This is a genomic window from Pseudomonas sp. CFBP 13711, assembly GCF_014842265.1.
Taxonomy (GTDB): domain Bacteria; phylum Pseudomonadota; class Gammaproteobacteria; order Pseudomonadales; family Pseudomonadaceae; genus Aquipseudomonas.
Genome location: NZ_JACYVI010000001.1, coordinates 92,232 through 118,870 on the forward strand (window position 1 = coordinate 92,232; position 26,639 = coordinate 118,870).

The window sequence follows — 26,639 nt, forward strand, 5'->3', positions numbered from 1 at the left end:
GGTATTTACACCGGCATGCCTGCGGCAAGGCCCGCAGTTTGACCCTGCGAGCCAATGGATGACAACCCCGTCCGGGTGTGCGCGTGTGCCGGTTGCAGAAGTATCCCGCGCGCGCAGTGACAGACACACCCAATCACAGGATAATGCCGCATATTTTTTTGGTGGTACGCCGTCGCGCGCATCATGGCTGATTCATTTCATTGTCATGCCGCCTTAGCGTGACAACCCTGGAGTGTCTGGTTTGATTGTCTTCCGTTACCTGTCCCGAGAAGTGCTGGTTACCCTGAGCGCTGTCAGTGCCGTGCTGCTGGTAATCATCATGAGTGGCCGCTTCATCAAATACCTGGCCCAGGCCGCATCGGGCGCACTCGATCCGGGTGTCCTGTTTCTGATCATGGGCTTCCGTCTGCCGGGCTTCCTGCAACTGATCCTTCCTCTGGGGTTGTTCCTCGGGATTCTCCTGGCCTATGGCCGGTTGTACCTCGAAAGCGAAATGACCGTGCTCGCCGCCACCGGTATGAGCCAGCAACGCCTGCTACTGATTACCCTCGCGCCTGCTGCGCTGGTTTCATTGCTGGTGGCCTGGCTCAGCTTCAGCCTCGCCCCCCAGGGCGCGACCCAGTTCCAGTTGCTGATCAACAAGCAGGACGCGATGACCGAATTCGACACGCTGGTGCCGGGTCGTTTCCAGCTTCTGCGTGACGGCAGCCGGGTGACCTACACCGAGACCATGAGCGACGACCGCATCAACCTGGGCGGCGTGTTCATCTCCGAGAAGAAGCTCGACGAGAAGAAAGACCACGGCATCACCGTGCTGGTCGCGGAAAAGGGCCGGCAGGAAATCAAACCTGACGGCACGCGCTACCTGATTCTCGATAACGGCTATCGCTACGACGGCAACCCCGGTCAGGCCGATTACCGCGCGATCAAATACGACACCTATGGCGCCTTGCTGCCCAAGCCGGACATCAGCGATGAGGTCACTGACCGCGATGCCATCTCCACCAGCGAATTGCTGACCGGCGAAGACAGCCTGCGCAACCGGGCCGAGCTGCAGTGGCGGGTCTCGCTGCCGATTCTGGTGTTCATCGTGACGCTGATGGCGGTGCCTCTGGCACGGGTGAACCCGCGTCAGGGCCGCTTCCTCAAGCTCCTTCCGGCGATTCTTCTTTATATGGCCTATCTCACCATCCTCATCGCCGCGCGCGGTGCGCTGGAGAAGGGCAAGATCCCGATGGGCCTCGGCCTGTGGTGGGTGCATGCGCTGTTTCTGTCCATCGGACTGGGGTTGCTTTACTGGGAGCCTCTGCGCCTGAAGATCGCGAGTCGCCGCAGCGTGTCGGGGGTGGCTCATGGTTAAGCTCGATCGTTACATCGGCAAAAGCGTGTTCATGGCGATTCTGGCGGTACTGGGGATCATCCTCGGGCTCGCCTCGCTGTTTGCCTTCATCGATGAAATGGCCGACATCAGCGATACCTATACCTTCTGGGACGCTGGCAGTTTTGTGGTGATGACGGCGCCGCGTCGCCTCTACGACATGCTGCCGATGGCTGCGCTGATCGGTTGCCTGATCGGTCTCGGCGCGCTGGCGAGCAGCAGCGAACTGACGATCATGCGTGCCGCCGGTGTGTCGATCGGCCGTATCGTTTGGGCGGTCATGAAACCCATGCTGGTGTTGATGGTGGCCGGGCTGTTGATCGGCGAGTACGTCGCGCCGGTGACCGAAGCCTCAGCCCAGGCCGCGCGCTCGCTGGCTCAAGGCACCGGCGACGCCCAGAGCGCCAAACACGGTCTGTGGCACCGTCAGGGTGAGGAGTTCATCCACATCAACACGGTGCAACCGAACGGCCTGCTGTATGGCGTGACCCGTTACCATTTTGACGACCAGCGCCACATGCTGACGTCGAGTTTTGCCAAGCAAGCCAACTTCAAGACCGATTACTGGTTGCTGAAGGACGTCACCACGACGGTCTTCCACGACGGTCGCACCGAAGTGGTCACCGCACCCGAAGAGCGCTGGAACGTCGCGTTGAGCCCGCAGTTGCTGAGCACGGTGGTGCTGCCGCCGGAGTCGCTGTCGATGACTGGCCTCTATGGTTACGCGCGTTATCTCGCCGATCAGGGCTTGAACAACGGTCGTTACTGGCTGGCGTTCTATACCAAGATTCTCCAGCCGCTGGTGACCGTGGCGCTGGTGCTGATGGCGATTTCCTTCATCTTTGGGCCGTTGCGCTCGGTGACGCTGGGGCAGCGCGTGTTCACGGGCGTGCTCGTGGGCTTCACCTTCCGCATTGCACAGGACCTGCTGGGCCCGTCGAGCCTCGTGTTCGGCTTCTCGCCCCTCTTCGCCGTGCTGGTGCCGGCGGGAGTGTGTGCGCTGGCGGGCATCTGGTTGCTGCGCCGCGCGGGCTGATATTCACCGCGCTATGAAAAGCCGACCCCTGGGTCGGCTTTTTTGTGGGCGAGATGCAGAAGGTTCACTTCCTGGTGCGGGGCACCCGCACCAGTTGCGTCTCGGAATACAGGTCATGCCAGCAGCGTTTCTGTTTGTCCATCAGGCTCCAGAAGAAACCCAGCCCGACACACAGCCACGATGCGATGGCGACGACGAAGCGCAGCAGCGCTTGCCACAGGCTGATGGCCGTTCCGTCGGCGTTCTGCACGCGTATCCCCCAGACCTGCATGCCCAGCGTCTGGCCCCCATGGGTCCAGAATTTGGCGAAGAAGCCGAACAGCGTGACCAGCAGAATCGAGGACAGCAGCGGGTCGGCGTCGAGCGCGCCGGACTCGGAGAGCTGGCGCAGTCTGGCTTCGCCGATAAAGCCCATCCAGACCAGCTTGTAGATAAACGTAATGACCATCAGCAATGCCACGCACAGCAGCGCGTCGTAGCTGATCGCAGCCATGCGCCGGCCCAATCCAGCGGGGGGAAAGTCGCCCCGAGGGCGTAACATCTGCACATCATCGTTAACTGAAGTCATGGCGGCGCTCATTCACACGGGAGCGGCAGTTTACGGAATCGCAGGCATAAAAAAGCCCCTGATGTTGGCCATCAGGGGCTTTTTGCGTCGGCTGATCAGGCTTCAGCTTGTACTTCGTCAGCCTGCATGCCTTTTTGGCCCTGCACTGCGACGAACGTCACTTTCTGGCCTTCTTTCAGGCTTTTGAAGCCGTTGCCCTGAATAGCGCGGAAGTGGACGAACAGATCCGGACCGCTTTCAGGAGTGATAAAACCAAAACCTTTTTCATCGTTAAACCACTTAACGGTGCCGCTCTGACGTGTAGACATTTTCTTATTCCTTGACGCATTAAATTAATGACAGCCTCTTTCACGGGAAAGAGTACTGGGCTGGTTGCAGGAAGAAGAAACGTAGAGCGGGATGTAGCATTGCTTTTGGCGCTACTGCCCGGGTCACGATCCCAGCGACCCATGCAAACACAGTCCGAGAAACTCTACGCTAACTCTCGTTGAAAAAACAAGCCCCGGCTGGGCCAGTGTTCATGGGGGTTTTCGGCTTTTTTGAAAACATTAACCACGTTCGCAAGATCGATAGTTTTTAATGTTTAGAGGAGTATCTAAGTTCAATATTTTGACAGTTTAACGGTTGTAAACATTGGCGCCCGACTGCGGCACTCGCACAGTTTTATGCACTGTTGCGGTGCCGCATTTTTTGACGATGTTACTTAGCCGCGGAAGTAACGTGGCGGAACGAAAGGAGTTTTTGTCACTTGCATCGGGACTTTCTTGCCGCGGACGATTGCCCACACCGGTGTTTCCAGCGCGGTGAAACTGGCGTCGACATAGCCCATCGCCAATGGCGCGCTCAGCGTCGGGCCAAAACCGCCGCTGCAGACAGTCCCGATGGTCTTTCCATCGGCATCGACGATTTCAGCGCCTTCTCGCACGGGTGTGCGTTCCTGTGGCAGCAGGCCGACACGTTTGCGCGCCGCACCGCTTTGGTGCTGGGCGAAGATCTTGTCGGCACCGGGGAAGCCGCCTGCACGTGCACCATCGGCACGACGAACCTTGGAAATCGCCCACAGCAGGCTGGCTTCAATCGGTGTGGTGTCGGTGTCCATATCATGGCCGTAGAGGCACAGCCCGGCTTCCAGTCGCAGCGAGTCGCGCGCGCCCAGGCCGATCGCCGCCACTTCGGGCTCCGCGAGCAGTCGACGTGCAAGGGCTTCTGCCTGATCTGCCGGCACTGAGATCTCGTAGCCGTCTTCACCGGTGTAGCCCGAGCGGCTGACGTAGCAGTCAATGCCGTCGATTTTCGCCGAGGTGTACTGCATGAAAGTCATTTTCGCGACTTCCGGCGCCAGCCGCGCCAGTGCGGTGACGGCGTGCGGGCCTTGCAGCGCGAGCAATGCGCGTTCGTTGAACAGCGGCGTGATCTCGCACTGGCTACCGATGTGTTGCTGCAGGTGCGCCAGGTCTTGGTTCTTGCAGGCGGCGTTGACCACCAGCATGAGCTGATCGTTACCCAGATTGGCAACCATCAGGTCGTCGAGAATGCCGCCGTTCTCGTTGGTGAACATCGCGTAGCGCTGCATGCCGACCGGCAGATCGATGATGTCCACGGGCACCAGGGTTTCCAGCGCTTTCGCTGCGTCCGCCGCGTCCGCCCCGCTCAACAGGATCTGACCCATGTGCGAAACGTCGAACAGGCCGGCCTGATCGCGGGTGTGCAGGTGTTCTTTCATGACGCCAGCGGGGTACTGAACGGGCATGTCGTAGGCGGCGAACTCGACCATCTTCGCGCCGAGTTCACGGTGCAGGGCATTGAGCGGGGTCTTCAGCAATTCGGTGGTCATGGGTCACTCCTTGAAAGCGGTTCCGGGTTCCCCGCGCACGGCAGGGGACCCTATGAATTCGGGCTGATGTCAGCACTCGATGATGTTCACGGCCAGCCCGCCACGGGCTGTTTCCTTGTATTTGCTTTTCATGTCGGCGCCGGTCTGGCGCATGGTGCGGATCACTTTATCCAGCGAGACAAAGTGCTGGCCGTCGCCGCGCAAGGCCATGCGCACTGCGTTGATGGCCTTCACCGAGCCCATTGCGTTCCGTTCGATGCACGGCACTTGAACGAGGCCGCCAATCGGGTCGCAGGTCAGGCCGAGGTTGTGTTCCATGCCGATTTCAGCCGCGTTTTCCACCTGTTGAACGTTGCCGCCCAAGACTTCGCACAGGGCGCCCGCCGCCATGGAGCAGGCCACGCCGACTTCGCCCTGACAGCCAACTTCGGCGCCGGAGATCGACGCGTTCTCTTTGTAGAGAATGCCAATGGCCGCCGCCGTGAGCAGGAAACGCACGACGCCGTCTTCGTTGGCCCCGGTGATGAAGCGCATGTAGTAATGCAGAACCGCCGGGATGATCCCGGCCGCGCCGTTGGTGGGCGCGGTGACCACACGGCCACCGTTGGCGTTTTCTTCGTTGACCGCCAGCGCGTACAGGTTGACCCAGTCGAGCACCGACAACGCATCGCGCAGCGCGGCTTCCGGGTTTTTGCACAGCTGGCGATGCAGCGCCGCCGCACGCCGTTTGACCTTCAGGCCACCCGGCAAAATGCCTTCGTTGCGGCAACCCGCCTCGACGCAGTCCTGCATGACCTGCCAGATGTGCAACAGGCCCTGACGGGTTTCGGCTTCGGGGCGCCACGCGGCTTCATTCGCCAGCATGATCTGGCTGATGGAAAGACCGCTGGCAGTGCAATGCACCATCAGATCCCGTGCGGTTTTGAAGGGATACACCAGCGGTGTCTGGTCTTCCACGATGCGATCCGCGCCAGCCGCGTCCTCATCCACCACGAAGCCGCCGCCGACGGAGTAGTACTCGCGGCTGCGGACCTGTATGCCGGAGGCATCGAAGGCACGGAAAATCATGCCATTGGGGTGGTAGGCCAAGGGCTTGCGAATCATCGCCAAGTGATGCTTTTCGATGAATTCGATACTGTGCTGGCCGAGCAGGTTCAGGCGCTCGCTGCTGCGAATCTGCTGCAGGCGCGCCGCAACGGTTTCGGTATCGACGGTGTCCGGGTGCTCACCTTCTAGGCCCAATAACACGGCCTTGTCGCTGCCGTGGCCTTTGCCGGTCGCACCGAGTGAGCCGTACAGCTCGACTTTGACGCAGATGATGGTTTCCAGCAGGCCATCGCGCTGCAAGCCTTCGGCAAAACGCGCCGCGGCTCGCATCGGGCCCACCGTATGAGAGCTGGAGGGACCAATGCCGATCTTGAACAGGTCAAATACGCTCAGCGACATGATGGGATTCCGGGAGGTGAAGCAGTAGCAAGCAGCAAGCTACAAGCCGCAAGCGAAACCTCATCGGCTTTCACGTGCGGCTCGCGGCCAGGCGCTTGTGGTTTTTTAAGCGTAGTCTTCGATCGACGGGCAGGCGCAGACCAGGTTGCGGTCGCCGAACACGTTGTCGACGCGACCGACCGGCGGCCAGTACTTGCCTTCGATCAACGACGCCACCGGGTAGACGGCCTGCTCGCGGCTGTACGGATGGCTCCATTCGCCCACCAGTTCTGCAGCGGTGTGCGGCGCGTTTTTCAGCGGGTTGTCGTCCTTGTCCAGCACGCCGCTTTCGACCGCGCGGATTTCTTCGCGGATCTTGATCATCGCGTCGCAGAAGCGGTCCAGCTCCTCTTTCGATTCGCTTTCGGTCGGCTCGATCATCAACGTACCCGCGACCGGGAAGGACATGGTCGGTGCGTGGAAACCGAAGTCGATCAGGCGCTTGGCAACGTCATCAACGCTGATGCCGCTGGTTTCCTTCAGCGGGCGCAGGTCGAGAATGCATTCGTGGGCGACCAGGCCGTTGCTGCCGGTGTACAGCACGGGGTAGTGCTCTTCCAGACGACGGGAAATGTAGTTGGCGTTGAGGATCGCCAGTTGCGAGGCGCGCTTGAGGCCTTCGCCGCCCATCATGCGGATGTACATCCAGGTAATCGGCAAGATACTCGCGCTGCCGAATGGCGCCGCGCAGACCGCGCCTTCTTTGCGCTCCATCTTCGCGTGACCCGGCATGAACGCCGCCAGGTGCGATTTCACACCGATCGGGCCAACGCCCGGGCCGCCGCCGCCGTGGGGGATGCAGAAGGTTTTGTGCAGATTCAGGTGAGACACGTCGCCGCCGAACTTGCCCGGTGCGCAGAGGCCGACCATGGCGTTCATGTTGGCGCCGTCGATGTACACCTGGCCGCCGTTGTCATGAACGATGCCGCAGATTTCGCGGATGCCTTCTTCGAACACGCCGTGGGTCGACGGGTAGGTGATCATCAGTGCCGCGAGGTGTTCGCGGTGCTCGATAGCCTTGGCGCGCAGGTCTTCGATGTCGACGTTGCCGCGGGCGTCGCAAGCGGTCACGACCACACGCATGCCGGCCATGTTGGCGGTTGCCGGGTTGGTGCCGTGGGCCGAGGACGGAATCAGGCAGATGTCGCGACGCTCATCGCCACGGCTCTGATGGTAAGCGCGGATCGCCAGCAGACCGGCGTACTCGCCCTGGGAACCAGCGTTTGGCTGCAGGGAGATCGCGTCATAACCGGTGGCGGCGCAGAGCATCGCTTCCAGTTCATCGGTCAGTTGCTGATAACCGGCGCTTTGCTCGGCCGGGGCGAAGGGGTGCAGGTTGCCGAATTCGGCCCATGTCACCGGGATCATTTCGCTGGCGGCGTTGAGCTTCATGGTGCACGAGCCCAGCGGGATCATCGTGCGGTCCAGTGCCAGGTCCTTGTCCGCCAGGCGACGCAGGTAGCGCATCAGCTCGGTTTCGGAGTGGTAGCGATTGAACACCGGATGGCTGAGGATCGCCGACTGGCGCTTCAGCTCGGCAGGCAGGCGCGCTTCCACGCTGTCTGCCAGCGCGGCGAAGTCAGGCAGGGCCTGGCCTTCAGCAGCGAAGAGAGACCACAGCACTTCGACGTCGGCTGGCTTGGTGGTTTCGTCCAGCGAAACGCCCAGACGCTCGGCGTCTACTTCACGCAGGTTAATTTCCTGGGCGCGTGCCTTGGCGTGCAGGTCGGCCGTTTTCGCGCCGGTGTTCAGGGTGATGCTGTCGAAGAAGAACGACTGCTCGGCCTTCAAGCCCAGCTGATTCAAGCCCTCGGCGAAAATCGCGGTCAGGTGATGCACGCGGTTGGCGATGCGGGTCAGGCCACGCGGGCCGTGGTAAACGGCGTACATGCTGGCGATGTTGGCGAGCAGCACCTGCGCGGTGCAGATGTTGCTGGTGGCCTTCTCGCGACGGATGTGTTGCTCGCGGGTTTGCATGGCCAGACGCAGGGCGGTCTTGCCGAAGCGGTCGATGGACACGCCGACCAGCCGGCCGGGCATGTCGCGTTTGTAGGCGTCGCGGGTAGAGAAATAGGCCGCGTGCGGGCCGCCAAAACCTAGCGGCACTCCAAAGCGCTGCGCACTGCCGATGGCCACATCAGCGCCAAATTCGCCGGGCGGAGTGAGCAAGGTCAGGGCCAGCAGGTCGGCTGCCACGGCGACCAGGGCATTGGCGGCATGAAAGCGCTCGACCAGTTCGCGGTAGTCGAACACGTCGCCATTGCTGGCCGGGTATTGCAGCAGCGCGCCGAAGAACTCGCTGACGTCGGTCAGTTGAGACTCGTCCGCGACCACCACTTCAATGCCCAGCGGCTCGGCGCGGGTTTGCAGCACGTCGAGGGTTTGCGGGTGGCAGTGGGCGGAGGCGAAGAACTTGTTGCTGCTTTTGTTCTTGCTCAGGCGTTTGCAGAAGGTCATGGCTTCGGCGGCGGCAGTGGCTTCGTCGAGCAGCGAGGCGTTGGCGATCGGCAGGCCGGTCAGGTCGCTGATCAGGGTCTGGAAGTTCAGCAGCGACTCCAGACGGCCTTGGGAAATCTCCGGCTGATACGGGGTGTAAGCGGTGTACCACGCCGGGTTTTCCAGCAGATTGCGCAGGATCGGCGCTGGCGTGTGGGTGTTGTAGTAACCCTGGCCGATGTACGTTTTGAACAGCTGATTCTTGCCGGCGATGGCTTTGATGTCGGCCAGCGCGTCGGCTTCGCTTTGCCCGGCGGACAAGCCAAGAACGCTGGTGCCCTTGATGGACTCAGGGATGACGCTGGCGGTCAGCGCGTCGAGGGAGTCATAGCCCAGGGTGGTGAGCATGGCTTTTTCATCAGCGGCACGCGGGCCGATGTGGCGGGCGATGAACTCGTTGGCGGTGCTCAGTTCAATACGGTCAGTCATTGCGCGCTCCTCAGGCTTCGGCGTTGGCTTTGATCAGACGATCATAGGCGTCTTGAGTCAGCAGTTGGCCGACAGCATCGGGATTGGAGGGAATAAAGCGAAAGAACCAGCCCTGGCCGAGCGGGTCTTTGTTGACCAACTCCGGGTTGGCATCCAGCGCGGAGTTGGTTTCGACGACTTCGCCATCAAGGGGCATGTACACGCCGCTGGCGGCTTTAACCGATTCGACGGTGGCGGCTTCGTTGCCTTTGTCGTAGGACTGCAGCTCCGGCAGTTGCACGAAAACCACGTCACCCAGTGCGTCCTGCGCAAAGGCGGTGATGCCGACTGTGACGCTGCCGTCAGCTTCGGCGCGCAGCCACTCGTGGTCTTCGGTAAAGCGCAACTCGCTCATGAAATCTCCCCAGATGATAAATCGCCCGTTATCCCGGGCGTGATGGGGTGAGTGCATAGCAAGTTTGCGGCCAAGGTGGGGAAGGGGGCGTAAACGTTGGGCTGCGCGAGTTGGCGTAGTGTGGGTCGCGCGGGCTTCTGGAACGAAATCGATACGGAGTACAGGAGCTTCGGTCGAGTTTTAACGTCCGAACGCCAAAAGACGTTATGTCTGGATGGCTGGAATGTTTTCGATACGGTGTTTCGATTTCGTTCCGGGCGCCGTGGGTGAGTGGGGTGTCTCGGACTTGTGGGAGCGACGGGATGGCGCTCCACCTTGCTCGCGAAGGGACAGGTACAGTCGCCGAATATGCAGCGGCAGGGATAATGTCTTTGCGAGCAAGCTCGCTCCCACCCGACCGGGGATTGATCCGAGATGGCGGCGCTTGAGCGACCGTGAATCTCCGTCGATCTTTTTAGCTTTTTCCGGGAATGCCGTATTTGCGCAGCCGGTGCGCGATCGCAGTGTGGGATGTTTGCAGCCGCGCGGCCAGTTGCCGCGTCGATGGGTATTGGCTGTAGAGCTTTTCCAGCAGCGACTTTTCAAAATCCTCGACCGCCGCTTCAAGGCTTTCGATTTCGCCATCACTGCCCCTCGCCACCGACGTGCCGGCGATGTCGAGGTCGCCGATGTCGACCAGCGAGCTGTCGCAAATGGCCGCCGCGCGGAAGATCACGTTCTGCAACTGGCGAACGTTGCCGGGCCAGCGATTGCCAAGGAGAGCAGGGTAGGTGGTCGGGGCGAGGCGGCAGACCGGTCGCTGAATCTGCGTGCAGGCCTGCTCCATGAAATAGCGCGCCAGCATCAGGATGTCCTGACCGCGTTCACGCAAAGGCGGCACGTCCAGATTGAGCACGTTGAGGCGATAAAAGAGGTCTTCGCGAAAGGTGCCCTCGGCAACCATTTTCTCCAGGTCGCGGTGGGTAGCGCTCAAGATGCGCACGTTGACCTGCACTTCCTTGTCGCCGCCGACCCGCCGAAAACTGCCGTCATTAAGGAATCGAAGAAGTTTTGCTTGCAGATACGGCGACATCTCGCCGATCTCATCGAGAAACACGGTGCCTTTGTTGGCGAGTTCCATCAGCCCGGGTTTGCCGCCCCGTTGCGCACCGGTAAAGGCGCCAGGGGCGTAGCCGAACAGTTCGCTCTCGGCGAGGTTCTCCGGCAGCGCCGCGCAGTTCAGCGCGAGAAAAGGCGCTCCATTGCGCGCGCTCACGGCATGACACGCCCGCGCCACCAGTTCCTTGCCCGTCCCGGTTTCGCCCTGAATCAGCAGCGGCGCATCCAGTGCCGCGACCCGCTGGGCGCGGGCTTTAAGTGTGCGGATTGGCGCGGAGTCGCCCAGCAGCGCATCGAACCCTTCGGCGTGATCGTGGTGCAGTGCCGACAGGCGTTCGCCGATTCGGCTCGGTTGGTAAAGGGTCAGCAATGCGCCCGCGTCGGTGATTGGTGTGGCATCGAGCAGCAAGGCCTCGCCGTTGAGCGTGACTTCGCGCAGTGGCAGACGAAAGCCGTTTTCCAGCAGCGCCGATTGCAGGCCATCATCGGAGAACAGTTCGCCAATCGATTCCCCCGTCGGTTCCCGGCCATACAACGCGACCAGGGCAGGGTTCGCCAGCAGCACATGGCCGGCGCTGTCGAGGGCAAGCACCGGGTCGGTCATTGCTGCCAGCAGGGCATCCAACTGCAAGTGGCGGCGCTGGCCGGGAAGGATGTCGACCACTGTGATCGCTTCCACGCCGCGCACGCGAAACAGCCGGTCCTTGAGTTCTTCAAGCACGTCATGGCTCAGCGTCGGCGCGTCGATATAGACGTTGGGCGGCACCATTTCCACGGCATCGAGGTTCAGGTTGCGTGCGCCGAGGATGGCAAGCACTTCCTGAGTGATGCCGACGCGGTCGATGAACGTGACGTGAATGCGCATGGGGAGTGAAAGGACCCGCGGGAGTGAGGGGGGCGATTATGCCAGTAATCTCATCACCCATCGCGGTCCCGAGACGGTGTCAGCGTGCTGGTCTATTCCAGATGCTCCGGCTTCACCGGATCACCGGATTTCATGTCGAGCGTGTGGCGGATGTCTTCGAACATCTTGTCGTACTCGCCGTGCATCGCATGCAGGTCAGTGGTTCTCGGCAGGCCATGCTTTTCGAGTCTGCGCGAGGCATCACTGGCGAAGTTGTAGGCCTTGTCCTTCGGCAGCTCGAATGTTTCGCTGACCGCCTGGCCATTGATGTCGCCTTCCAGGGTGAACTGCATGCCCGGTCCCGAATCGGTCTGGCTGACTTCGTAACGAATGTGAAGGTCGTAGCCGACATCGTGTGGTTGCAGAGCGGGGTGGACGATGTGCAGATGACCTGGCTCGAACATGGCAATGGCTCCGGGGAAAGGTGATGGACCTAAGAGGACAGACCGCCGGGGGCTGCCTCGGGTTCAGGTTCATATGCCGCGCATTGATTGTAGGACCGGCTTCAGCCGGGAAGGGGTCAGAGGTCACACTTCAGAACCAGGTGTGAAACCGGCCCACTTCCCGGCTGAAGCCGGTCCTACACCTGACGCCGCGAAGGCTCAGGCCGTGACCAGATCCACAGATTGACCAGCACCATGCCGGCTACCGCGAAGTAGATCCACCAATTGTGTTTCAGCAGCACCAGCATCATGACCGCGCAGATCAGCATGGTGACCGTGGCGCTGATCTTGGCCTTGCGCGCAATCATCTTGCCGTTTCGCCAGTTGCTCAGCATCGGTCCGAACACCCGATGATTCTCGAGCCAGGCGCTCAAGCGTGGCGAGCTACGCGTCGCCGCCCACGCCGCCAGCAGAATGAATTCGGTGGTGGGCAGGCCCGGAATGAAAATCGCGATGATGCCGATGGTCAGGCTCACGTAGGCGAGAATGCCAAACAGGATGCGGGACAGTTTACTGCCGGGTGGAGTACGGGTCATGGTCTCGGTAATGCAGAGTGAACAGGTGTTGCGGGATTTTCAGGTCCCGCAAAGGCGCTCAGCTTATCAGTGCCGGGCGCAAAAGGCCCGGCGTCAGGCGGGTTCCGCTTCAGACGCTGGAGCGTAGGCGTGCTGCAGCAGCACGTTGAAACGTTCGAAGGCCGCCACTGCGCCACGGTCTATCTCGCGCTCCTGTTCGGCGTTGAACGGCAGATCGTCAATGATCCGGACAAAGCGTTTCCAGCCTTCGGCGCGACCGCCTGACGGTTCACCCAGATGGCGCGCGCCGAACGTCTCGCTGAGGTTCAAGGCCACGGCGCGTTTGATCAGAAAGGCGGCGCCCAGCTTCGAACCCTCCGACACGAACAGCCAGCCCAGCGCCTCGGCAAGGCTGGGCCCATCGACCGCGCCGGCGACCGGGGCAGGGATGTCAGCCTGAAGATCAAGCAGATCGGCTTTGGCCTGTTCGGCGCGGCATCGATCGGCCAGGTCGGCAATCAGCTCGATCAACTGCGGGTGCGTGTACAGTGTTTTCAGCTCTTCCTGGAACAGGTATTGGGCGCTGAGGAATCGGCGGTAGCTGGCCAGTGTCTCGAACGGCGCGTTGGCTTTCACCGCCTTGTCCAGTTGTTCATGGGGGGCATGGGTAATCTGGTTCAGTCGTTGCGAGCGACGAATGGCGTTGCCGGTCATAGGGTCTTCCTTGTAAATGAGGCGTTTGTTAACAAGACGAACGAGCGTTGCAGGCGCATAAAAAATCACGCACCTGTAACGGGGGTCGGTCAGATATCCCACACCACGTTCACGGCAAAATTGCGGCCTGGCTGGGTCAGTCGGTCGAGGTTGGCGGGGGCGGTGGCACCGGCTTCGCCAACGCTGTAGTAACCGCGCACGTCATCCCACAGCCAGTATTTTTTGTCCGCGAGGTTGTACAGGCCACCGCTGACCGTGACGTCGTTAGTGACTTTGTAATAGCCCGTCAGATCGACGAGGCCAAAGCCCGGCGTCTTGAACCGGGTGGCACCGTCGGGGGCGTAGTAGTTGCTGGTGTCGACCCGCGTCTTGCGCTTGACCAGCGTCCAGTTCAGCAAACCGCCGTAGTTGTTCTGGTCATAACCCAGCCCTAATACGCCGGTGAGCGGATTGATGCTATTGAGGGGCTGGCCGGTGTCGTTGTTGCGACCGTACAGATAGGCCAGCGAGCCTCGGGTGTAGAGGCCTTCGGGTGCGCCGAAGCTGTCCAGGTTCAGCCGGCCCTTGAGCTCAACGCCCTTGATCGTGGCGTGCCTGATGTTGTTGGACTGGAAGGTCGTGGTGGTGGAGTTGGCTGGAATCACTGCGTCCTCATTAATGAAGTCGCGATACGTGTTGTAGAACACCGCCAGATCAAACGTGCCCTCGTCGAAGTGACCGCGCAGCCCGGTTTCGTAGCTCTTGCTGGTCTCCGGTTTCAGGTCGGGATTGGGCTCGACGACGTAATTGCCCCGGGTGTTTTCGAAGCGGCCATACAAGGCTTTGGCGCTCGGCGTGCGGAAGCCCTCGGCGTACTGGCCGTACCAGGTGTAGGCGTCGTTGAACGCATACGTCAGGCCCAGCTTGGGTGACAGGCGATGCCATTTTTTGGTGCTGTCGTCGAACTCGCTCTTGCTTTTCAGGTTGACGCTTTTGAGGAATGAATCTGTGGCGTCTGGTTCGAGCGTGGTGTAGTCGTAGCGGGCGCCGGGCATGAAGGTCCAGTCGCCCCACTTGATCTGATCCTGAGCGAAAAGCCCGTAGGTGGTGATCGTCGGGTTCGGGAAGTCGTTAGTGGGTGCCACGATGTCGGAGGCACTGGTACTGACTGCGCCAAGGGTGCGGCAGGTTCCGACGACCGACGCACAGGTGGCTGATCCTGTCCGAAGCCCTGTCACCTTCTGTTGCTTGAGGGTCGTACCGTACGTCAGCAAGTGCTGGGTGTCGCCAATGTCGAACGCTTTATCCAGCTGTGCGTCGAGGATCCACTGGCGTTCCTTGTAATGGGTGTCGCGGGTGCGCCAGACATCACGACTACCAGGGACGTAACGCTCGAAAGTGTTTTGATCAGTTTTGGCGATCTGATAATTCAAGCTCCACTTGGCGTTGTCGGCCAGCACGCTGTCCAGCGCGAACGTGTTTTCGAGGCCAAACCGCTCTCGGGTGATGACATCGTTTCCCTCGCGGCTTCGGTACATCCCTGACGCACCTCTGCCAGGTATGAAAGGCCCACCCACCACACTCTTCTGATTCGTATGGGTATCGTCCTTGTACTTCTCGTAAGTGAACGCCAGACGATCATTGTCGCCGTAGTTCCAGCCCAGCTTGGCCAGCACATTGGTTGCGCGGGCGTCTTCCGGGTTGGCTGCCGTGCGGGACAGCCCGGTGCCGCCATGCTCACCGTAGGACTCGGTCTCGTGGCCGTTGCGCTGGCTGACGTGCAGCAAACCGTCGACATCCCCCGCGCGGCCGGCAACCGTAGATGAGTTCAACCAGCTGTTGTCCGCCGAGCTGTAACCGGTTTTCAGACGGGCACCGACATCTTTGCCCGGCTTGATGATGTCCTCGGGGTCGAGGGTGTAATAGCTCACCGCCCCGCCGATGGCGCTGCTCCCATACAGCGCCGACGCAGGCCCGCGCAGGATCTCGACGCGCTTGATGATCTCCGGATCCACGTAATTGCGATGGGTGTTGGCGAAAGGGCCCTGGAAGAAGTTGTCCGGCACTTCGACGCCATCCACCTGCGTCAGGATCCGGTCGCCATCGATGCCGCGGATGTTGTAGCCGCTGGTGCCCGCACGCTGGCCGGCCCCGCCCACGGACACGCCAGGCTCGTCGCGTACCAGGTCGCGAATGCTGTTGACGTTGCGACGATCCAGCGACGCTCGGTCCTGCACGGTCACCGTGCCGGGTACCGAATCCACCGACTGCGCCTGACGCGTGGCGCTAACTGTGATCTGCTCCAGTTCCAGCGCGCTGGTTTGCTCGGCGGCAGCGACGGCGGGACTGTGCACCGCGGCCGCTAAAACGGCGATGGTCAGCAGGGAAAGCCCGAGGTGGTGAGTGGCGTTTGCCGAGGCGTATGAGGCGGGGTTGAAGCTGGACAGCATGGATAGCGCTCCCTGTCGTGCGGGTCGTCATAGTTGTTGCGAGATGATTCAAATAGGAATCAGTTGCATTGGCTATGACTAGACGTGCGGGTCGCGGCTATCGCGTAAAAATAATTTCGGTGAGTGTCAGATCATCAGGTTTGAAGCCATGGCGCCGCAGCTTGGCGAGCGCAGTCCGGCGTCAGGTTTTTTTCCGCACAGCCAGCACCGCTGCTGCATCGAATACCGTTTGCGAGTGCCACACGGTCTCGGCGCTGGCAAACGCTTCTCGGTGGGCGGGATCGGCTTCGAGCCATTCCAGAAAGCGCGCGTGGGTTGCGGCATCTGCGATTTCCAGCTCGATCAGCCAGGTCAGGGCCTGGTCCATCGTCTCGGCAGTGCCCGATGCATCGGCTTGAGCGCGGCGGGGTGATTGGGAGTCCGTCAAGGAGCGTCCTCAGGTCCACGGTTTGGCCGGCATTGTAGCGTCACTCAGAAGCACCCACTGACGAATTCTTGCGGATGAAACTCAGTGATCCATGCGCGCCGCGACACTCAGGCAGAGCGTCATGATCAGCTTCAATTCTTTTTGCACGGTGCTGGTGGACACGCCCAGTTGCTCGGCGATTTCCAGATAACTTGCGCCGTGAAGCCGACTGAGGGTGAAGATTTTCTGCTGCCGGGGCGACAGGGTTTCCAGGCTCGCGCTCAGGCTTTCCAGCAGACGGTTGGCGTGGGCGGCGTCCTCCAGCGCGGAGTGGGGGGCGACGACATTATGAATATCGCTGATCGGCGCATCGTCATTGATGGTGCGCGCGTGAACGCGGCGGGCGCGCAGATGATCCAGGGCCAGATTGCGCGCGGTCTGGAAGACGAAGGGTTCGAGGTGCTCGATGGCTCGCTCAGTGAGTGCGCGGGTGACACGCAGGTAGGTTTCCTGGAGCAGGTCTTCGGCGGCGGTGTGACTGCGGACCATGCGCTGAAGCGTGCGCAACAGCATGGTTCGCCGGGCGAGGAAGACAGTATTGAAGTGCGACTGAGTCACAGGGACACCCGACGAGAATTCAGTAGATGATAATGCTTATCATCTAGACGTCAGGTCAAGGCAGGGATTTGCACAGATTGTAAGGGCCGTTCACCGGGACGGCAGTCATTACCGGGGAGGGAGTTGATCGCGAAGAGCCTGGTAAATCCGCTGACGGTCCAGCGGCTTGAATTTCGTCTTCGCGAGCAAGCTCGCTCCTACATTGAGGGGATCCCGTTACTTGCTTACTCGGCGTTCATCAACGCCAGACAGTTATCCAGCATGCGGTTGGAGAAGCCCCATTCGTTGTCGTACCACGCCAGCACCTTCAGCAGGCGACCGCTGACTTTGGTGTGGTTCGCATCGAAGATCGACGACAGCGGGTTGTGATTGAAGTCGTGGGAAACCAGCGGCAGGGTGTTGTATCCGAGGATCTTCGAATGCTGGGCCGCTTCTTTCATGATCGCGTTGACTTCTTCGGCCGTCGCATCGCGCTTGAGCTGAATGGTCAGGTCGACCAGCGACACGTTGATCACTGGCACACGCACGGCCATGCCGGTCAGCTTGCCCGCCAGTTCCGGCAGTACCAGGCCGACCGCTTCGGCAGCGCCGGTCTTGCTCGGGATCATCGACTGGGTAGCCGAACGCGCGCGGTACGGGTCGGTGTGGTAGACGTCGATCAGGTTCTGGTCGTTGGTGTAGGCGTGGATGGTGGTCATCAGACCGCTCTCGATGCCCAGTTCACGGTTCAGCACCTGAGCGACCGGCGCCAGGCAGTTGGTGGTGCAGGATGCGTTGGAGATGACCTGATGGGATTGGCGAAGTACATCATGGTTAACGCCGTAGACGATCGTCGCATCGGCGCCTTTGGCCGGTGCAGAAATAATCACTTTCTTGGCGCCGGCGGTGATGTGGGCAGCGGCCTTGGTGCGGTCGGTGAACAGGCCGGTGCATTCGAACACCACGTCGATGTCCAGGGATTTCCACGGCAGCTCGGCCGGGTTGCGGATCGCACTGACCGCAATTCGGTCACCATTGACGGTCAGGCTTTCCTGATCGTGTTCAACGGAGCCGTCGAATTGCCCGTGAACCGTATCGAATTTCAGCAGGTGGGCGTTGATCTCGCTGTCGCCCAAGTCGTTGATGGCGACGACTTGCAGGTCCTGACGGTAGCCTTGGGTATAGAGTGCGCGTAGGACGTTGCGGCCGATTCGGCCAAAGCCATTAATTGCGATGCGGAGAGTCATACACCCGTCCTCAAGAATTTGTTGTTGGAATTACAAGATTATTCTCATAAAAATAGAAAACAACCCCTTTTAGTGGCAGTATTTTGTTTTATCTACAAATAGAAACCCGTCTGGCCGTCACAACTGGCTGAAAATCAAGTGCTTGCCGTCGCTCTCGTCTGAGCCCCGGATTTGATCGCAGCCTGGTGAAAGCGCCTGAACGAGTGACCACATCGCTAGCCTGGAGTCCATGACATGCATCCCCGCGTCCTTGAGGTAACCGAACGGCTGATTGCTCGCAGCCGTGAAACCCGTCAACGCTACCTGCAATTGATCCGGGGTGCGGCGAGCGACGGGCCGATGCGCGGCAAGTTGCAATGTGCCAACTTCGCCCACGGCGTCGCGGCATGTGGTCCCGAAGACAAGAACAGCCTGCGCATGATGAATGCGGCCAACATTGCCATCGTCTCTTCCTACAACGACATGCTCTCGGCGCATCAGCCGTACGAACACTTCCCCGAACAGATCAAAAAAGCGCTGCGCGAAATCGGCTCGGTGGGACAGTTTGCCGGTGGCGTTCCGGCCATGTGTGACGGTGTCACCCAGGGCGAGCCGGGCATGGAATTGAGTATCGCCAGCCGAGAAGTCATTGCGATGGCAACGGCGGTGGCGTTGTCCCACAACATGTTCGACGGCGCGCTGATGCTGGGCATCTGCGACAAGATCGTTCCGGGCTTGCTGATGGGCTCGCTGCGTTTCGGTCATCTGCCGACGATTTTTGTACCGGGCGGGCCGATGGTCTCGGGCATCTCCAACAAAGAGAAAGCCGACGTGCGTCAGCGCTACGCCGAAGGCAAGGCAACCCGCGAAGAGCTGCTGGACTCGGAAATGAAGTCCTACCACGGCCCGGGCACCTGCACGTTCTACGGCACGGCGAACACCAACCAGTTGCTCATGGAAGTCATGGGTCTGCATCTTCCGGGTGCCTCTTTCGTCAATCCCTACACACCGCTACGCGATGCCCTGACACGCGAGGCGGCGTTCCAGGTCACGCGTCTGACCAAACAAAGCGGCGACTTCATCCCTCTCGGAGAGATTGTGGACGAACGTTCGCTGGTCAACTCGATTGTTGCCCTGCACGCGACGGGCGGTTCCACCAACCACACGCTGCACATGCCGGCGATTGCCCAGTGCGCGGGCATTCAGCTGACCTGGCAGGACATGGCCGATCTGTCGGAAGTCGTGCCGACCCTTTCCCACGTCTACCCGAATGGCAAAGCCGACATCAACCACTTCCAGGCTGCCGGCGGCATGTCGTTCCTGATCCGCGAGCTGCTCGACGCGGGCCTGATGCACGAAGACGTCAACACGGTTATGGGCCGTGGTCTACGTCGCTACACCCAGGAGCCGTTCCTGGAAGAAGGCACACTGGTGTGGCGCGATGGCCCGATCGAAAGCCTCGACGAAAACGTCCTGCGCCCGATTGCCCGTCCGTTCTCGGCCGAGGGCGGCCTGCGGGTGATGGAAGGCAACTTGGGCCGTGGCGTGATGAAGGTCTCTGCCGTTGCGCTGGAGCATCAGATCGTCGAAGCGCCCGCCAAAGTATTCGAAGACCAGCAGGACCTCGCCGACGCCTTCAAGGCGGGCGAACTGGAGTGCGATTTCGTGGCGGTGATGCGCTTCCAGGGGCCGCGCTCCAACGGCATGCCGGAGCTGCACAAGATGACGCCGTTCCTGGGCGTGCTGCAGGACCGTGGGTTCAAAGTAGCGCTGATTACTGACGGGCGCATGTCCGGCGCGTCCGGGAAAATCCCGGCGGCGATTCACGTTTGCCCGGAAGCCTCCGACGGCGGACCGCTGGCGTTGGTACGTGATGGGGATCTCATTCGTGTCGATGGCGTGAAAGGAACGTTGCAAGTTCTGGTCGAACCGGCAGAATTGGCCGCCAGAGAGCCGGCCATCGGTCGCTTGTCCCATAACGTGGGCAGCGGGCGCGAATTGTTCGGCTTCATGCGCATGGCCTTCAGCTCGGCAGAGAAGGGCGCCAGCGCCTTTACTTCGAATCTGGAGACGCTCAAGTGACATTGGCGATGGTGGGTGATATCGGCGGCACAAATGCGCGGTTTGCCATTTGGGAAGACGACCAGTTGCATTCGATTCGCGTATTCGCGACGGTCGATTACGCCAGTCCTGAAAAGGCCCTGATGGTCTATTTGCAGGACCTGGAATTGCAGCGCGGTGATGTCACCTCCATTTGTCTGGCCGTGGCCGGGCCGGTGACCGGCGATGATTTCCACTTCACCAACAGCCACTGGAAGATCAATCGGCAGGCATTCTGCGCCGAGCTGAAGATCGACCACCTGATCCTGGTCAACGACTTCACCGCCATGGCGCTGGGCATGACCCGCCTGAAGGACGACGAGTACCTGACCGTGCGTCATGGCAAGGGCGATCCTCGTGGTGCGCGGGTGGTGATCGGGCCAGGCACCGGCCTTGGCGTCGGCACGCTGATCCGCAGCGGCGAAGCGCGATGGACTGCGGTGCCGGGGGAGGGCGGTCACGTTGATCTGCCCATCGGCACGCCTCGCGAAGCCCTGCTGTGGATGCGGTTGATGGCGACCCACGAGCATGTCAGCGCCGAGACGATTCTGAGTGGCGCCGGGCTGTTGCTGCTGTATCAAGTCAGCTGCGGGTTGGACGAGATCGAGCCTGAACTCAAATCCCCTGCGGCCATTACCTCGGCGGCACTCAAGGGCGATCCGGTCGCCAGCGCGGTGCTCGAGCAGTTCTGTGTATTCCTCGGCCGGGTGGCGGGCAACAACGTACTGACTGTCGGCGGACGCGGCGGCGTGTATATTGCCGGTGGCGTGATCCCGCGGTTCGTTGATTTCTTCATGCAGAGCGGCTTCAACAAGGCGTTCGCCGAGAAGGGACTGATGAAGGATTACTTCAATGACGTGCCGGTCTGGCTGGTCACGGCCGAGTACCCCGGCCTGATGGGCGCAGGCGTGGCGCTGGATCAGTTCGCGGCGAGCGCTAGCGGCAAGCTATAAGCTGCAAGTCAATGCCGCGCATGGCTGGCTTGCGGCTTAAAGCTTGAAGCTCGCAACTGCTCCACCTATAACAACAATCCATTGCTCACAAGGACGACCATGTGAACGCTGTCAGTAAATCGATTCTGGTGGTCGACGATGACCAGGAGATTTGCGAGTTGCTGCAAGCCTACCTGAGCCGATCCGGTTTTCAGGTGCGCACGGTCGGCGATGGGGCCGAGTTTCGCCAGGCGTTCAACGAAGAGGCCAGCGACCTGCTGATTCTCGACGTCATGCTCCCCGACGAAGATGGCTTCAGCCTGTGTCGTTGGGTCAGGCAGCATCCGCGTCAACCGCATATTCCCATCATCATGCTCACCGCCAGCTCCGACGAGGCCGACCGTGTCATCGGGCTGGAACTCGGCGCCGATGACTACATGGCCAAACCCTTCAGCCCCCGTGAGCTTCAGGCCCGGATCAAAGCCCTGTTGCGCCGTGCCCAGTTCGGCCAGGAACGCAGCGGCGGTGAAGTGCTGGTGTTCGATGAATGGCGGCTGGACATGGTCAGTCATCGGCTATTTCACAACGACGGTGAAGAAGTGATTTTGTCCGGCGCTGATTTCGCGCTGCTTAAACTGTTTCTCGACAACCCCCAACAGATTCTCGATCGCGACACCATCGGCAACGCCACCCGTGGCCGTGAGCTGATGCCGCTGGAGCGCATCGTCGACATGGCGGTCAGCCGCCTGCGTCAGCGTTTGCGTGACACTGGCAAGGCTCCGCGTTTGATCCGCACCGTGCGAGGCAGTGGTTATCTGCTGGCAGCCAATGTGCTCCCCCAAGCCGGCAACGGTTACTGATACTCAATGGTGACCGACAGGAAACGCCGCTTGCCGGTGCCGCGTTCGCTGCTCGGACGCATGCTGCTGCTGACCTTGCTCGCCGTGTTGCTGGCGCAAACCCTGTCCAGCCTGATCTGGCTTTCGCAACTGCGCGCCACGCAGATGGAAGGCCTGGTCACCAGCGCCCGCAGTCTGGGTTTTTCCATGGCGGCGAGTGTGAGTTACTTCCGCTCGCTCCCCGTTGCGTTTCGGCCGCTGGTGCTCGATCAATTGCGCAGCATGGGCGGCACGCGTTTCTTTGTGTCGCTCAACGATCGGCCGCTGGAAATGCAGGTGCTTGAGCCCACCGTGCGCAAGACGGCGGTCATCGATGTGGTCGGTCAGGTGCTGCGGCAAAACCTCGGCGCTGATCCCGACCTCCTCGTCCGCTTCGTGCGTCCCGAAGACCTGCGCATTTTCAACAGCGGTCTCAGACTCGACGAACTTCCGCGCTCGTGGGCCCATTACGCGCTGACCCTTGAGCCGGTCAATCCGCCCGTGCTGGTCACGCAAATCGAGCTGTCGCCCGGCGAATGGCTGTACATCGCCTCGCTGCTGCCTGAGCCTTACACCATGCTCGAAGCGGAAGGCCTGCCCTCGCAGCAAGTCTGGTTCATCGCGCTGACCAGTATTTTTCTTTTGGTCTTCATCGGTCTGCTGGTGCACTGGCAGAGCGGCCCGCTCAAGCGTCTGGCCCATGCCGCGCGGGATCTGTCGTTGGGCGCTGACGTCGAGCCGGTGGTGGAGGGGGGCGGCAGTGAAGTGGTGGAAGTGACCCGCGCGTTCAACACCATGCGCGATCGCATCAGCCGTTACCTGACCGAACGCGGCCAGCTCTTCAGCGCGATTTCCCACGACCTGCGCACCCCGATCACTCGCTTGCGGCTGCGCGTCGAGCTGCTCGAAGACGAACAGATGCAGGCCAAATTCACCCGTGATCTGGATGAGCTGGAGTTGCTGGTCAAAGGCGCGTTGCAGTGCGTGAAGGACACCGACATTCACGAGAACATCGAGCCGGTCGACCTCAATCACGCGCTGGATTGCCTGATCGAGCCCTATCTCTCCGCTGACGGTGCAGGCCGTGTCACGTTGCACGGCAACGCGATGTCGATGTACTACGGCAAGCCCCTGGCGCTGCGCCGGTGCATGGGCAACCTGATCGATAACGCCATCAAATACGGCGACCGTGCGCACCTGTTCGTTGAAGACGACGCCGACGAGTTCATTCTTCACGTCGAAGATGAAGGCCCGGGCGTGCCTGAACAGCGAATGGAACAAGTCTTCGAACCGCACTTCCGGCTGGCCGGCAAACACCAGCAGGGCTATGGGTTAGGGCTCGGAATCGCCCGCAATATTGCCCACAGCCACGGCGGCGAAGTGACGCTGCAGAACATGCGCGAGGGCGGGTTGCGGGTCACGCTCTATCTGCCGCGAGGTGTGGAGTAATCCGGTCCCTTTCCTCAATGTCACAGCCCTGTGACATTTGCGCATCCCTTCGTTACCGTCTGCTCTAACCCCTTAGTTAGAATCCACGCAGCGCAAGCGCCACGACTTGCTCATGCATAACAACAAGAAAGGTCAGATATGAATTCGATTTCCCGTCTCGCTGCACTTATTTCCCTCGCCTCGTTGTTCCCTCTGAGCGCCATGGCGGCTGATGCCAAAGGCACTGTCGAAGTTGTGCACTGGTGGACGTCCGGTGGCGAAAAAGCCGCTGCCGATGTGCTCCGCGCGCAAGTTGAAAAAGACGGTTTCACCTGGAAAGACGGCGCCGTCGCAGGCGGCGGCGGTGCAACCGCAATGACCGTGCTCAAGAGCCGCGCCGTTGCTGGCAACCCGCCTGGCGTTGCCCAGATCAAAGGCCCGGACATCCAGGAATGGGCCTCTACCGGCCTGCTTGATACCGACGTGCTTAAAAACGTCTCCAAAGAGGAGAAGTGGGACAGCCTGCTGGACAAGAAAGTCTCCGACACCGTGAAGTACGACGGTGACTACGTCGCCGTGCCGGTGAACATCCACCGCGTCAACTGGCTGTGGATCAACCCGGAAGTCTTCAAGAAAGCCGGTATCGAAAAAGCCCCTACCACCCTCGAAGAATTCTACGCAGCGGGCGACAAGCTCAAAGCGGCAGGCTTCATCCCTCTGGCCCACGGTGGCCAGCCTTGGCAGGACAGCACTGTTTTTGAAGCCGTCGTTCTCTCTGTCATGGGCGCTGATGGTTACAAAAAGGCACTGGTCGACCTCGACAACGCTGCGCTGACCGGCCCTGAAATGGTCAAGTCGCTCACCGAGCTGAAGAAAGTCGCCACCTACATGGATGCCGACGGCAAAGGCCAGGACTGGAACCTGGAAGCCGCCAAAGTCATCAACGGCAAGGCCGGCATGCAGATCATGGGTGACTGGGCCAAGAGTGAATGGACCGCTGCCAAGAAAGTCGCCGGCAAGGACTACGAGTGCGTAGCGTTCCCGGGCACCGACAAGGCGTTCACCTACAACATCGACTCCCTGGCTGTGTTCAAGCAGAAAGACGCGGGCACTGCTGCCGGTCAGCAGGACATCGCCAAGGTCGTGTTGGGTGAAAACTTCCAGAAAGTCTTCAGCATCAACAAGGGCTCGATCCCGGTTCGCAACGACATGCTGGCTGACATGGGCAAGTACGGTTTCGACTCGTGCGCCCAGACCGCTGCCAAGGATTTCCTGGCTGACGCCAAAACCGGCGGCCTGCAACCAAGCATGGCGCACAACATGGCCACCACACTGGCCGTGCAGGGCGCGTTCTTTGACGTCGTGACCAACTTCATCAACGACCCGAAAGCCGATCCGGCCGACGCGGCGAAGAAGCTGGGCGCTGCGATCAAGTCTGCCAAGTAAGCCGTAACACCGCTTGCTCCATGTAGGAGTGAGCTTGCTCGCGATGGCGTCATGTCAGCCAATTCAGACGGCACTGACACGCCGCATCGCGATCAAGCCCACTCCTGCAGAAGGCGGCGTGTTTGCACTCTTCATTCTTCTGTACTGGATTTCACCATGAGTTCTGTTGCTGTGTTCAGCAAAGCCTCGCCGTTCGATGCACTGCAGCGCTGGCTACCCAAACTGGTGCTGGCGCCCAGCATGTTCATCGTATTGGTGGGCTTCTACGGCTATATCCTGTGGACGTTCGTTCTGTCGTTCACCAACTCGACTTTCCTGCCGACCTACAAATTCGTGGGTCTGGCGCAATACGCGCGGTTGTTCGACAACGATCGCTGGTGGGTAGCCAGTAAAAACCTCGCGGTGTTCGGTGGCATGTTCATCGGCATCAGCATGGTGGTCGGCGTGCTGCTGGCGGTCTTTCTGGACCAGCGCATCCGCCGCGAAGGCTTTATCCGCACCATTTATCTGTACCCGATGGCGCTGTCGATGATCGTCACCGGTACGGCCTGGAAATGGCTGCTCAACCCGGGCATGGGTCTGGACAAACTGCTGCGTGACTGGGGCTGGGAAGGCTTTCGCCTGGACTGGCTGATCGATCCGGACCGCGTCGTTTACTGTCTGGTGATCGCTGCGGTATGGCAGGCGTCGGGCTTCATCATGGCGATGTTCCTGGCCGGCCTTCGTGGCGTTGATCAGTCGATCATCCGTGCTGCGCAGATCGACGGCGCGAGCATGCCGAAGATCTACTGGAAGGTCGTGCTGCCAAGCCTGCGTCCGGTGTTCTTCAGTGCGGTCATGATTCTGGCGCACATCGCCATCAAGAGCTTCGACCTGGTCGCGGCCATGACGGCCGGTGGCCCGGGCTACTCGTCCGACTTGCCCGCGATGTTCATGTACTCGTTCACCTTCAGCCGTGGCCAGATGGGCATGGGTTCCGCCAGCGCGATTCTGATGCTCGGCGCGATTCTCGCCATCCTCGTGCCTTATCTGTATTCCGAGCTGAGGGCCAAGCGCAATGACTAGTCTCGCCAACAAGCCCGCCCTCAGCCTGAGCCGCGTCGCCATCTATGCGGTGCTGATCGTTGCGGTATTCATTTATCTGGTGCCGCTGGTGGTGATGCTGCTGACCAGCTTCAAGTCACCGGAAGACATCGGCAGCGGCAACCTGCTCAGCTGGCCGACCGAAGTGACGGCCATCGGCTGGATCAAAGCCTGGGCGACGGTGAAGGGCTACTTCTGGAACTCGTTCCTGATCACCGTTCCGGCGGTGCTGATCTCCACCACCATTGGTGCGCTGAACGGCTACGTGCTGTCGATGTGGCGCTTCCGCGGTTCGCAGTTGTTCTTCGGCCTGCTGCTGTTCGGTTGCTTCCTGCCGTTCCAGACCGTCCTGCTGCCGGCGTCTTTCACACTGGGCAAAATGGGCCTGGCGAGCACCACCACAGGTCTCGTGTTCGTCCACGTCGTTTACGGTCTGGCGTTCACCACGCTGTTCTTCCGCAACTACTACGTCAGTATTCCGGACGCACTGGTGAAAGCGGCACGTCTGGATGGCGCCGGCTTCTTCACCATCTTCCGTCGGATCATTCTGCCGATGTCGACGCCGATCATCATGGTCTGCCTGATCTGGCAGTTCACCCAGATCTGGAACGACTTCCTGTTCGGCGTGGTGTTCTCCAGCGGTGATTCGCAGCCGATCACGGTCGCGCTGAACAACCTGGTGAACACCAGCACAGGCGTCAAGGAATACAACGTTGATATGGCGGCGGCGATGATCGCCGGTCTGCCCACCCTGTTGGTCTACGTGGTCGCAGGCAAGTATTTCGTGCGCGGGCTCACGGCCGGCGCAGTCAAGGGGTAA

The 26,639-nt window shown here is 60.7% G+C and carries 23 protein-coding genes; 9 read left to right on the forward strand and 14 right to left on the reverse strand.

Annotation, left to right across the window (positions count from 1 at the left end; all coding sequences use genetic code 11):
* Positions 1 to 241: 241 nt before the first annotated feature.
* The gene (gene lptF / locus IFT47_RS00435; RefSeq protein WP_192171813.1) at positions 242 to 1,360 is read left to right on the forward strand and encodes an LPS export ABC transporter permease LptF; all 1,119 of its coding nucleotides are present in this window, start codon (positions 242 to 244) and stop codon (positions 1,358 to 1,360) included.
* Entirely contained in the window at positions 1,353 to 2,414 is a 1,062-nt protein-coding gene (lptG, locus tag IFT47_RS00440; protein ID WP_192171812.1) for an LPS export ABC transporter permease LptG, read from the forward strand. The genes lptF and lptG overlap by 8 nt, the downstream gene beginning before the upstream one ends.
* A gap of 64 nt (positions 2,415 to 2,478) precedes the next feature.
* Here the strand turns inward: lptG and IFT47_RS00445 are convergent, their stop codons facing one another.
* The 14 genes from IFT47_RS00445 to gap form a co-directional block, all read right to left on the reverse strand.
* Entirely contained in the window at positions 2,479 to 2,982 is a 504-nt protein-coding gene (locus IFT47_RS00445; RefSeq protein WP_192171811.1) for an RDD family protein, read from the reverse strand.
* A gap of 95 nt (positions 2,983 to 3,077) precedes the next feature.
* Complete coding sequence (locus IFT47_RS00450; protein WP_003227496.1) at positions 3,078 to 3,290, reverse strand: cold-shock protein; 213 nt, start codon at positions 3,288 to 3,290, stop codon at positions 3,078 to 3,080.
* A 395-nt stretch (positions 3,291 to 3,685) separates the two neighbouring features.
* Positions 3,686 to 4,816 carry a glycine cleavage system aminomethyltransferase GcvT gene (gene gcvT / locus IFT47_RS00455; protein ID WP_192171810.1) on the reverse strand — a complete coding sequence of 377 codons (1,131 nt, stop codon included), beginning with the start codon at positions 4,814 to 4,816 and terminating at the stop codon, positions 3,686 to 3,688.
* Positions 4,817 to 4,885: 69 nt separating this feature from the next.
* Positions 4,886 to 6,262 (reverse strand): L-serine ammonia-lyase, encoded by a 1,377-nt coding sequence (locus IFT47_RS00460; protein WP_192171809.1) that lies wholly within the window; start codon positions 6,260 to 6,262, stop codon positions 4,886 to 4,888.
* A 105-nt stretch (positions 6,263 to 6,367) separates the two neighbouring features.
* On the reverse strand, positions 6,368 to 9,226 hold the full coding sequence (gene gcvP / locus IFT47_RS00465; protein WP_192171808.1) for an aminomethyl-transferring glycine dehydrogenase: 2,859 nt from the start codon (positions 9,224 to 9,226) through the stop codon (positions 6,368 to 6,370).
* A 10-nt stretch (positions 9,227 to 9,236) separates the two neighbouring features.
* Complete coding sequence (gcvH, locus tag IFT47_RS00470) at positions 9,237 to 9,620, reverse strand: glycine cleavage system protein GcvH (RefSeq protein WP_192171807.1); 384 nt, start codon at positions 9,618 to 9,620, stop codon at positions 9,237 to 9,239.
* 454 nt (positions 9,621 to 10,074) lie between these two features.
* The gene (locus tag IFT47_RS00475; RefSeq protein ID WP_192171806.1) at positions 10,075 to 11,583 is read right to left on the reverse strand and encodes a sigma-54-dependent transcriptional regulator; all 1,509 of its coding nucleotides are present in this window, start codon (positions 11,581 to 11,583) and stop codon (positions 10,075 to 10,077) included.
* Positions 11,584 to 11,675: 92 nt separating this feature from the next.
* On the reverse strand, positions 11,676 to 12,026 hold the full coding sequence (locus IFT47_RS00480; RefSeq protein WP_192171805.1) for a DUF5064 family protein: 351 nt from the start codon (positions 12,024 to 12,026) through the stop codon (positions 11,676 to 11,678).
* 176 nt (positions 12,027 to 12,202) lie between these two features.
* On the reverse strand, positions 12,203 to 12,601 hold the full coding sequence (locus IFT47_RS00485) for a YbaN family protein (protein WP_192171804.1): 399 nt from the start codon (positions 12,599 to 12,601) through the stop codon (positions 12,203 to 12,205).
* 93 nt (positions 12,602 to 12,694) lie between these two features.
* Positions 12,695 to 13,294, reverse strand: coding sequence for a biliverdin-producing heme oxygenase (locus IFT47_RS00490; RefSeq protein WP_192171803.1), 600 nt, complete (start codon positions 13,292 to 13,294; stop codon positions 12,695 to 12,697).
* A gap of 89 nt (positions 13,295 to 13,383) precedes the next feature.
* Entirely contained in the window at positions 13,384 to 15,723 is a 2,340-nt protein-coding gene (locus IFT47_RS00495) for a TonB-dependent hemoglobin/transferrin/lactoferrin family receptor (protein WP_192171802.1), read from the reverse strand.
* A gap of 181 nt (positions 15,724 to 15,904) precedes the next feature.
* The gene (locus tag IFT47_RS00500; protein ID WP_244655872.1) at positions 15,905 to 16,150 is read right to left on the reverse strand and encodes a FecR/PupR family sigma factor regulator; all 246 of its coding nucleotides are present in this window, start codon (positions 16,148 to 16,150) and stop codon (positions 15,905 to 15,907) included.
* An 81-nt stretch (positions 16,151 to 16,231) separates the two neighbouring features.
* The gene (locus IFT47_RS00505; protein ID WP_192171801.1) at positions 16,232 to 16,747 is read right to left on the reverse strand and encodes a sigma-70 family RNA polymerase sigma factor; all 516 of its coding nucleotides are present in this window, start codon (positions 16,745 to 16,747) and stop codon (positions 16,232 to 16,234) included.
* 224 nt (positions 16,748 to 16,971) lie between these two features.
* The gene (gene gap / locus IFT47_RS00510; protein WP_122535884.1) at positions 16,972 to 17,973 is read right to left on the reverse strand and encodes a type I glyceraldehyde-3-phosphate dehydrogenase; all 1,002 of its coding nucleotides are present in this window, start codon (positions 17,971 to 17,973) and stop codon (positions 16,972 to 16,974) included.
* A gap of 234 nt (positions 17,974 to 18,207) precedes the next feature.
* Between gap and edd the strand changes: the two genes are divergently transcribed.
* From edd to IFT47_RS00545, 7 genes are all read left to right on the forward strand, one after another.
* Positions 18,208 to 20,034, forward strand: a complete 1,827-nt coding sequence (gene edd / locus IFT47_RS00515; protein WP_192171800.1) for a phosphogluconate dehydratase — start codon at positions 18,208 to 18,210, stop codon at positions 20,032 to 20,034.
* The gene (locus IFT47_RS00520; RefSeq protein ID WP_192171799.1) at positions 20,031 to 21,005 is read left to right on the forward strand and encodes a glucokinase; all 975 of its coding nucleotides are present in this window, start codon (positions 20,031 to 20,033) and stop codon (positions 21,003 to 21,005) included. Before edd ends, IFT47_RS00520 begins: the two co-directional genes overlap by 4 nt.
* A 101-nt stretch (positions 21,006 to 21,106) precedes the next feature.
* Positions 21,107 to 21,844, forward strand: a complete 738-nt coding sequence (locus tag IFT47_RS00525; protein WP_122535887.1) for a response regulator — start codon at positions 21,107 to 21,109, stop codon at positions 21,842 to 21,844.
* 6 nt (positions 21,845 to 21,850) lie between these two features.
* Complete coding sequence (locus tag IFT47_RS00530) at positions 21,851 to 23,311, forward strand: ATP-binding protein (RefSeq protein WP_192171798.1); 1,461 nt, start codon at positions 21,851 to 21,853, stop codon at positions 23,309 to 23,311.
* 138 nt (positions 23,312 to 23,449) lie between these two features.
* Positions 23,450 to 24,736, forward strand: coding sequence for an ABC transporter substrate-binding protein (locus IFT47_RS00535; protein WP_192171797.1), 1,287 nt, complete (start codon positions 23,450 to 23,452; stop codon positions 24,734 to 24,736).
* A gap of 156 nt (positions 24,737 to 24,892) precedes the next feature.
* Complete coding sequence (locus tag IFT47_RS00540) at positions 24,893 to 25,801, forward strand: carbohydrate ABC transporter permease (RefSeq protein WP_037014845.1); 909 nt, start codon at positions 24,893 to 24,895, stop codon at positions 25,799 to 25,801.
* Positions 25,794 to 26,639 carry a carbohydrate ABC transporter permease gene (locus tag IFT47_RS00545; RefSeq protein ID WP_133772127.1) on the forward strand — a complete coding sequence of 282 codons (846 nt, stop codon included), beginning with the start codon at positions 25,794 to 25,796 and terminating at the stop codon, positions 26,637 to 26,639. The genes IFT47_RS00540 and IFT47_RS00545 overlap by 8 nt, the downstream gene beginning before the upstream one ends.

Excerpts from the sequence above, each read along its gene's own strand:
- lptG (WP_192171812.1), top strand. The coding sequence starts at position 1,353 with ATGGTTAAGCTCGATCGTTACATCGGCAAAAGCGTGTTCATGGCGATT.
- IFT47_RS00445 (WP_192171811.1), bottom strand. The coding sequence starts at position 2,982 with ATGACTTCAGTTAACGATGATGTGCAGATGTTACGCCCTCGGGGCGAC.
- IFT47_RS00450 (WP_003227496.1), bottom strand. The coding sequence starts at position 3,290 with ATGTCTACACGTCAGAGCGGCACCGTTAAGTGGTTTAACGATGAAAAA.
- gcvT (WP_192171810.1), bottom strand. The coding sequence starts at position 4,816 with ATGACCACCGAATTGCTGAAGACCCCGCTCAATGCCCTGCACCGTGAA.
- IFT47_RS00460 (WP_192171809.1), bottom strand. The coding sequence starts at position 6,262 with ATGTCGCTGAGCGTATTTGACCTGTTCAAGATCGGCATTGGTCCCTCC.
- gcvP (WP_192171808.1), bottom strand. The coding sequence starts at position 9,226 with ATGACTGACCGTATTGAACTGAGCACCGCCAACGAGTTCATCGCCCGC.
- gcvH (WP_192171807.1), bottom strand. The coding sequence starts at position 9,620 with ATGAGCGAGTTGCGCTTTACCGAAGACCACGAGTGGCTGCGCGCCGAA.
- IFT47_RS00475 (WP_192171806.1), bottom strand. The coding sequence starts at position 11,583 with ATGCGCATTCACGTCACGTTCATCGACCGCGTCGGCATCACTCAGGAA.
- IFT47_RS00480 (WP_192171805.1), bottom strand. The coding sequence starts at position 12,026 with ATGTTCGAGCCAGGTCATCTGCACATCGTCCACCCCGCTCTGCAACCA.
- IFT47_RS00485 (WP_192171804.1), bottom strand. The coding sequence starts at position 12,601 with ATGACCCGTACTCCACCCGGCAGTAAACTGTCCCGCATCCTGTTTGGC.
- IFT47_RS00490 (WP_192171803.1), bottom strand. The coding sequence starts at position 13,294 with ATGACCGGCAACGCCATTCGTCGCTCGCAACGACTGAACCAGATTACC.
- IFT47_RS00495 (WP_192171802.1), bottom strand. The coding sequence starts at position 15,723 with ATGCTGTCCAGCTTCAACCCCGCCTCATACGCCTCGGCAAACGCCACT.
- gap (WP_122535884.1), bottom strand. The coding sequence starts at position 17,973 with ATGACTCTCCGCATCGCAATTAATGGCTTTGGCCGAATCGGCCGCAAC.
- edd (WP_192171800.1), top strand. The coding sequence starts at position 18,208 with ATGCATCCCCGCGTCCTTGAGGTAACCGAACGGCTGATTGCTCGCAGC.
- IFT47_RS00530 (WP_192171798.1), top strand. The coding sequence starts at position 21,851 with ATGGTGACCGACAGGAAACGCCGCTTGCCGGTGCCGCGTTCGCTGCTC.
- IFT47_RS00535 (WP_192171797.1), top strand. The coding sequence starts at position 23,450 with ATGAATTCGATTTCCCGTCTCGCTGCACTTATTTCCCTCGCCTCGTTG.
- IFT47_RS00540 (WP_037014845.1), top strand. The coding sequence starts at position 24,893 with ATGAGTTCTGTTGCTGTGTTCAGCAAAGCCTCGCCGTTCGATGCACTG.
- IFT47_RS00545 (WP_133772127.1), top strand. The coding sequence starts at position 25,794 with ATGACTAGTCTCGCCAACAAGCCCGCCCTCAGCCTGAGCCGCGTCGCC.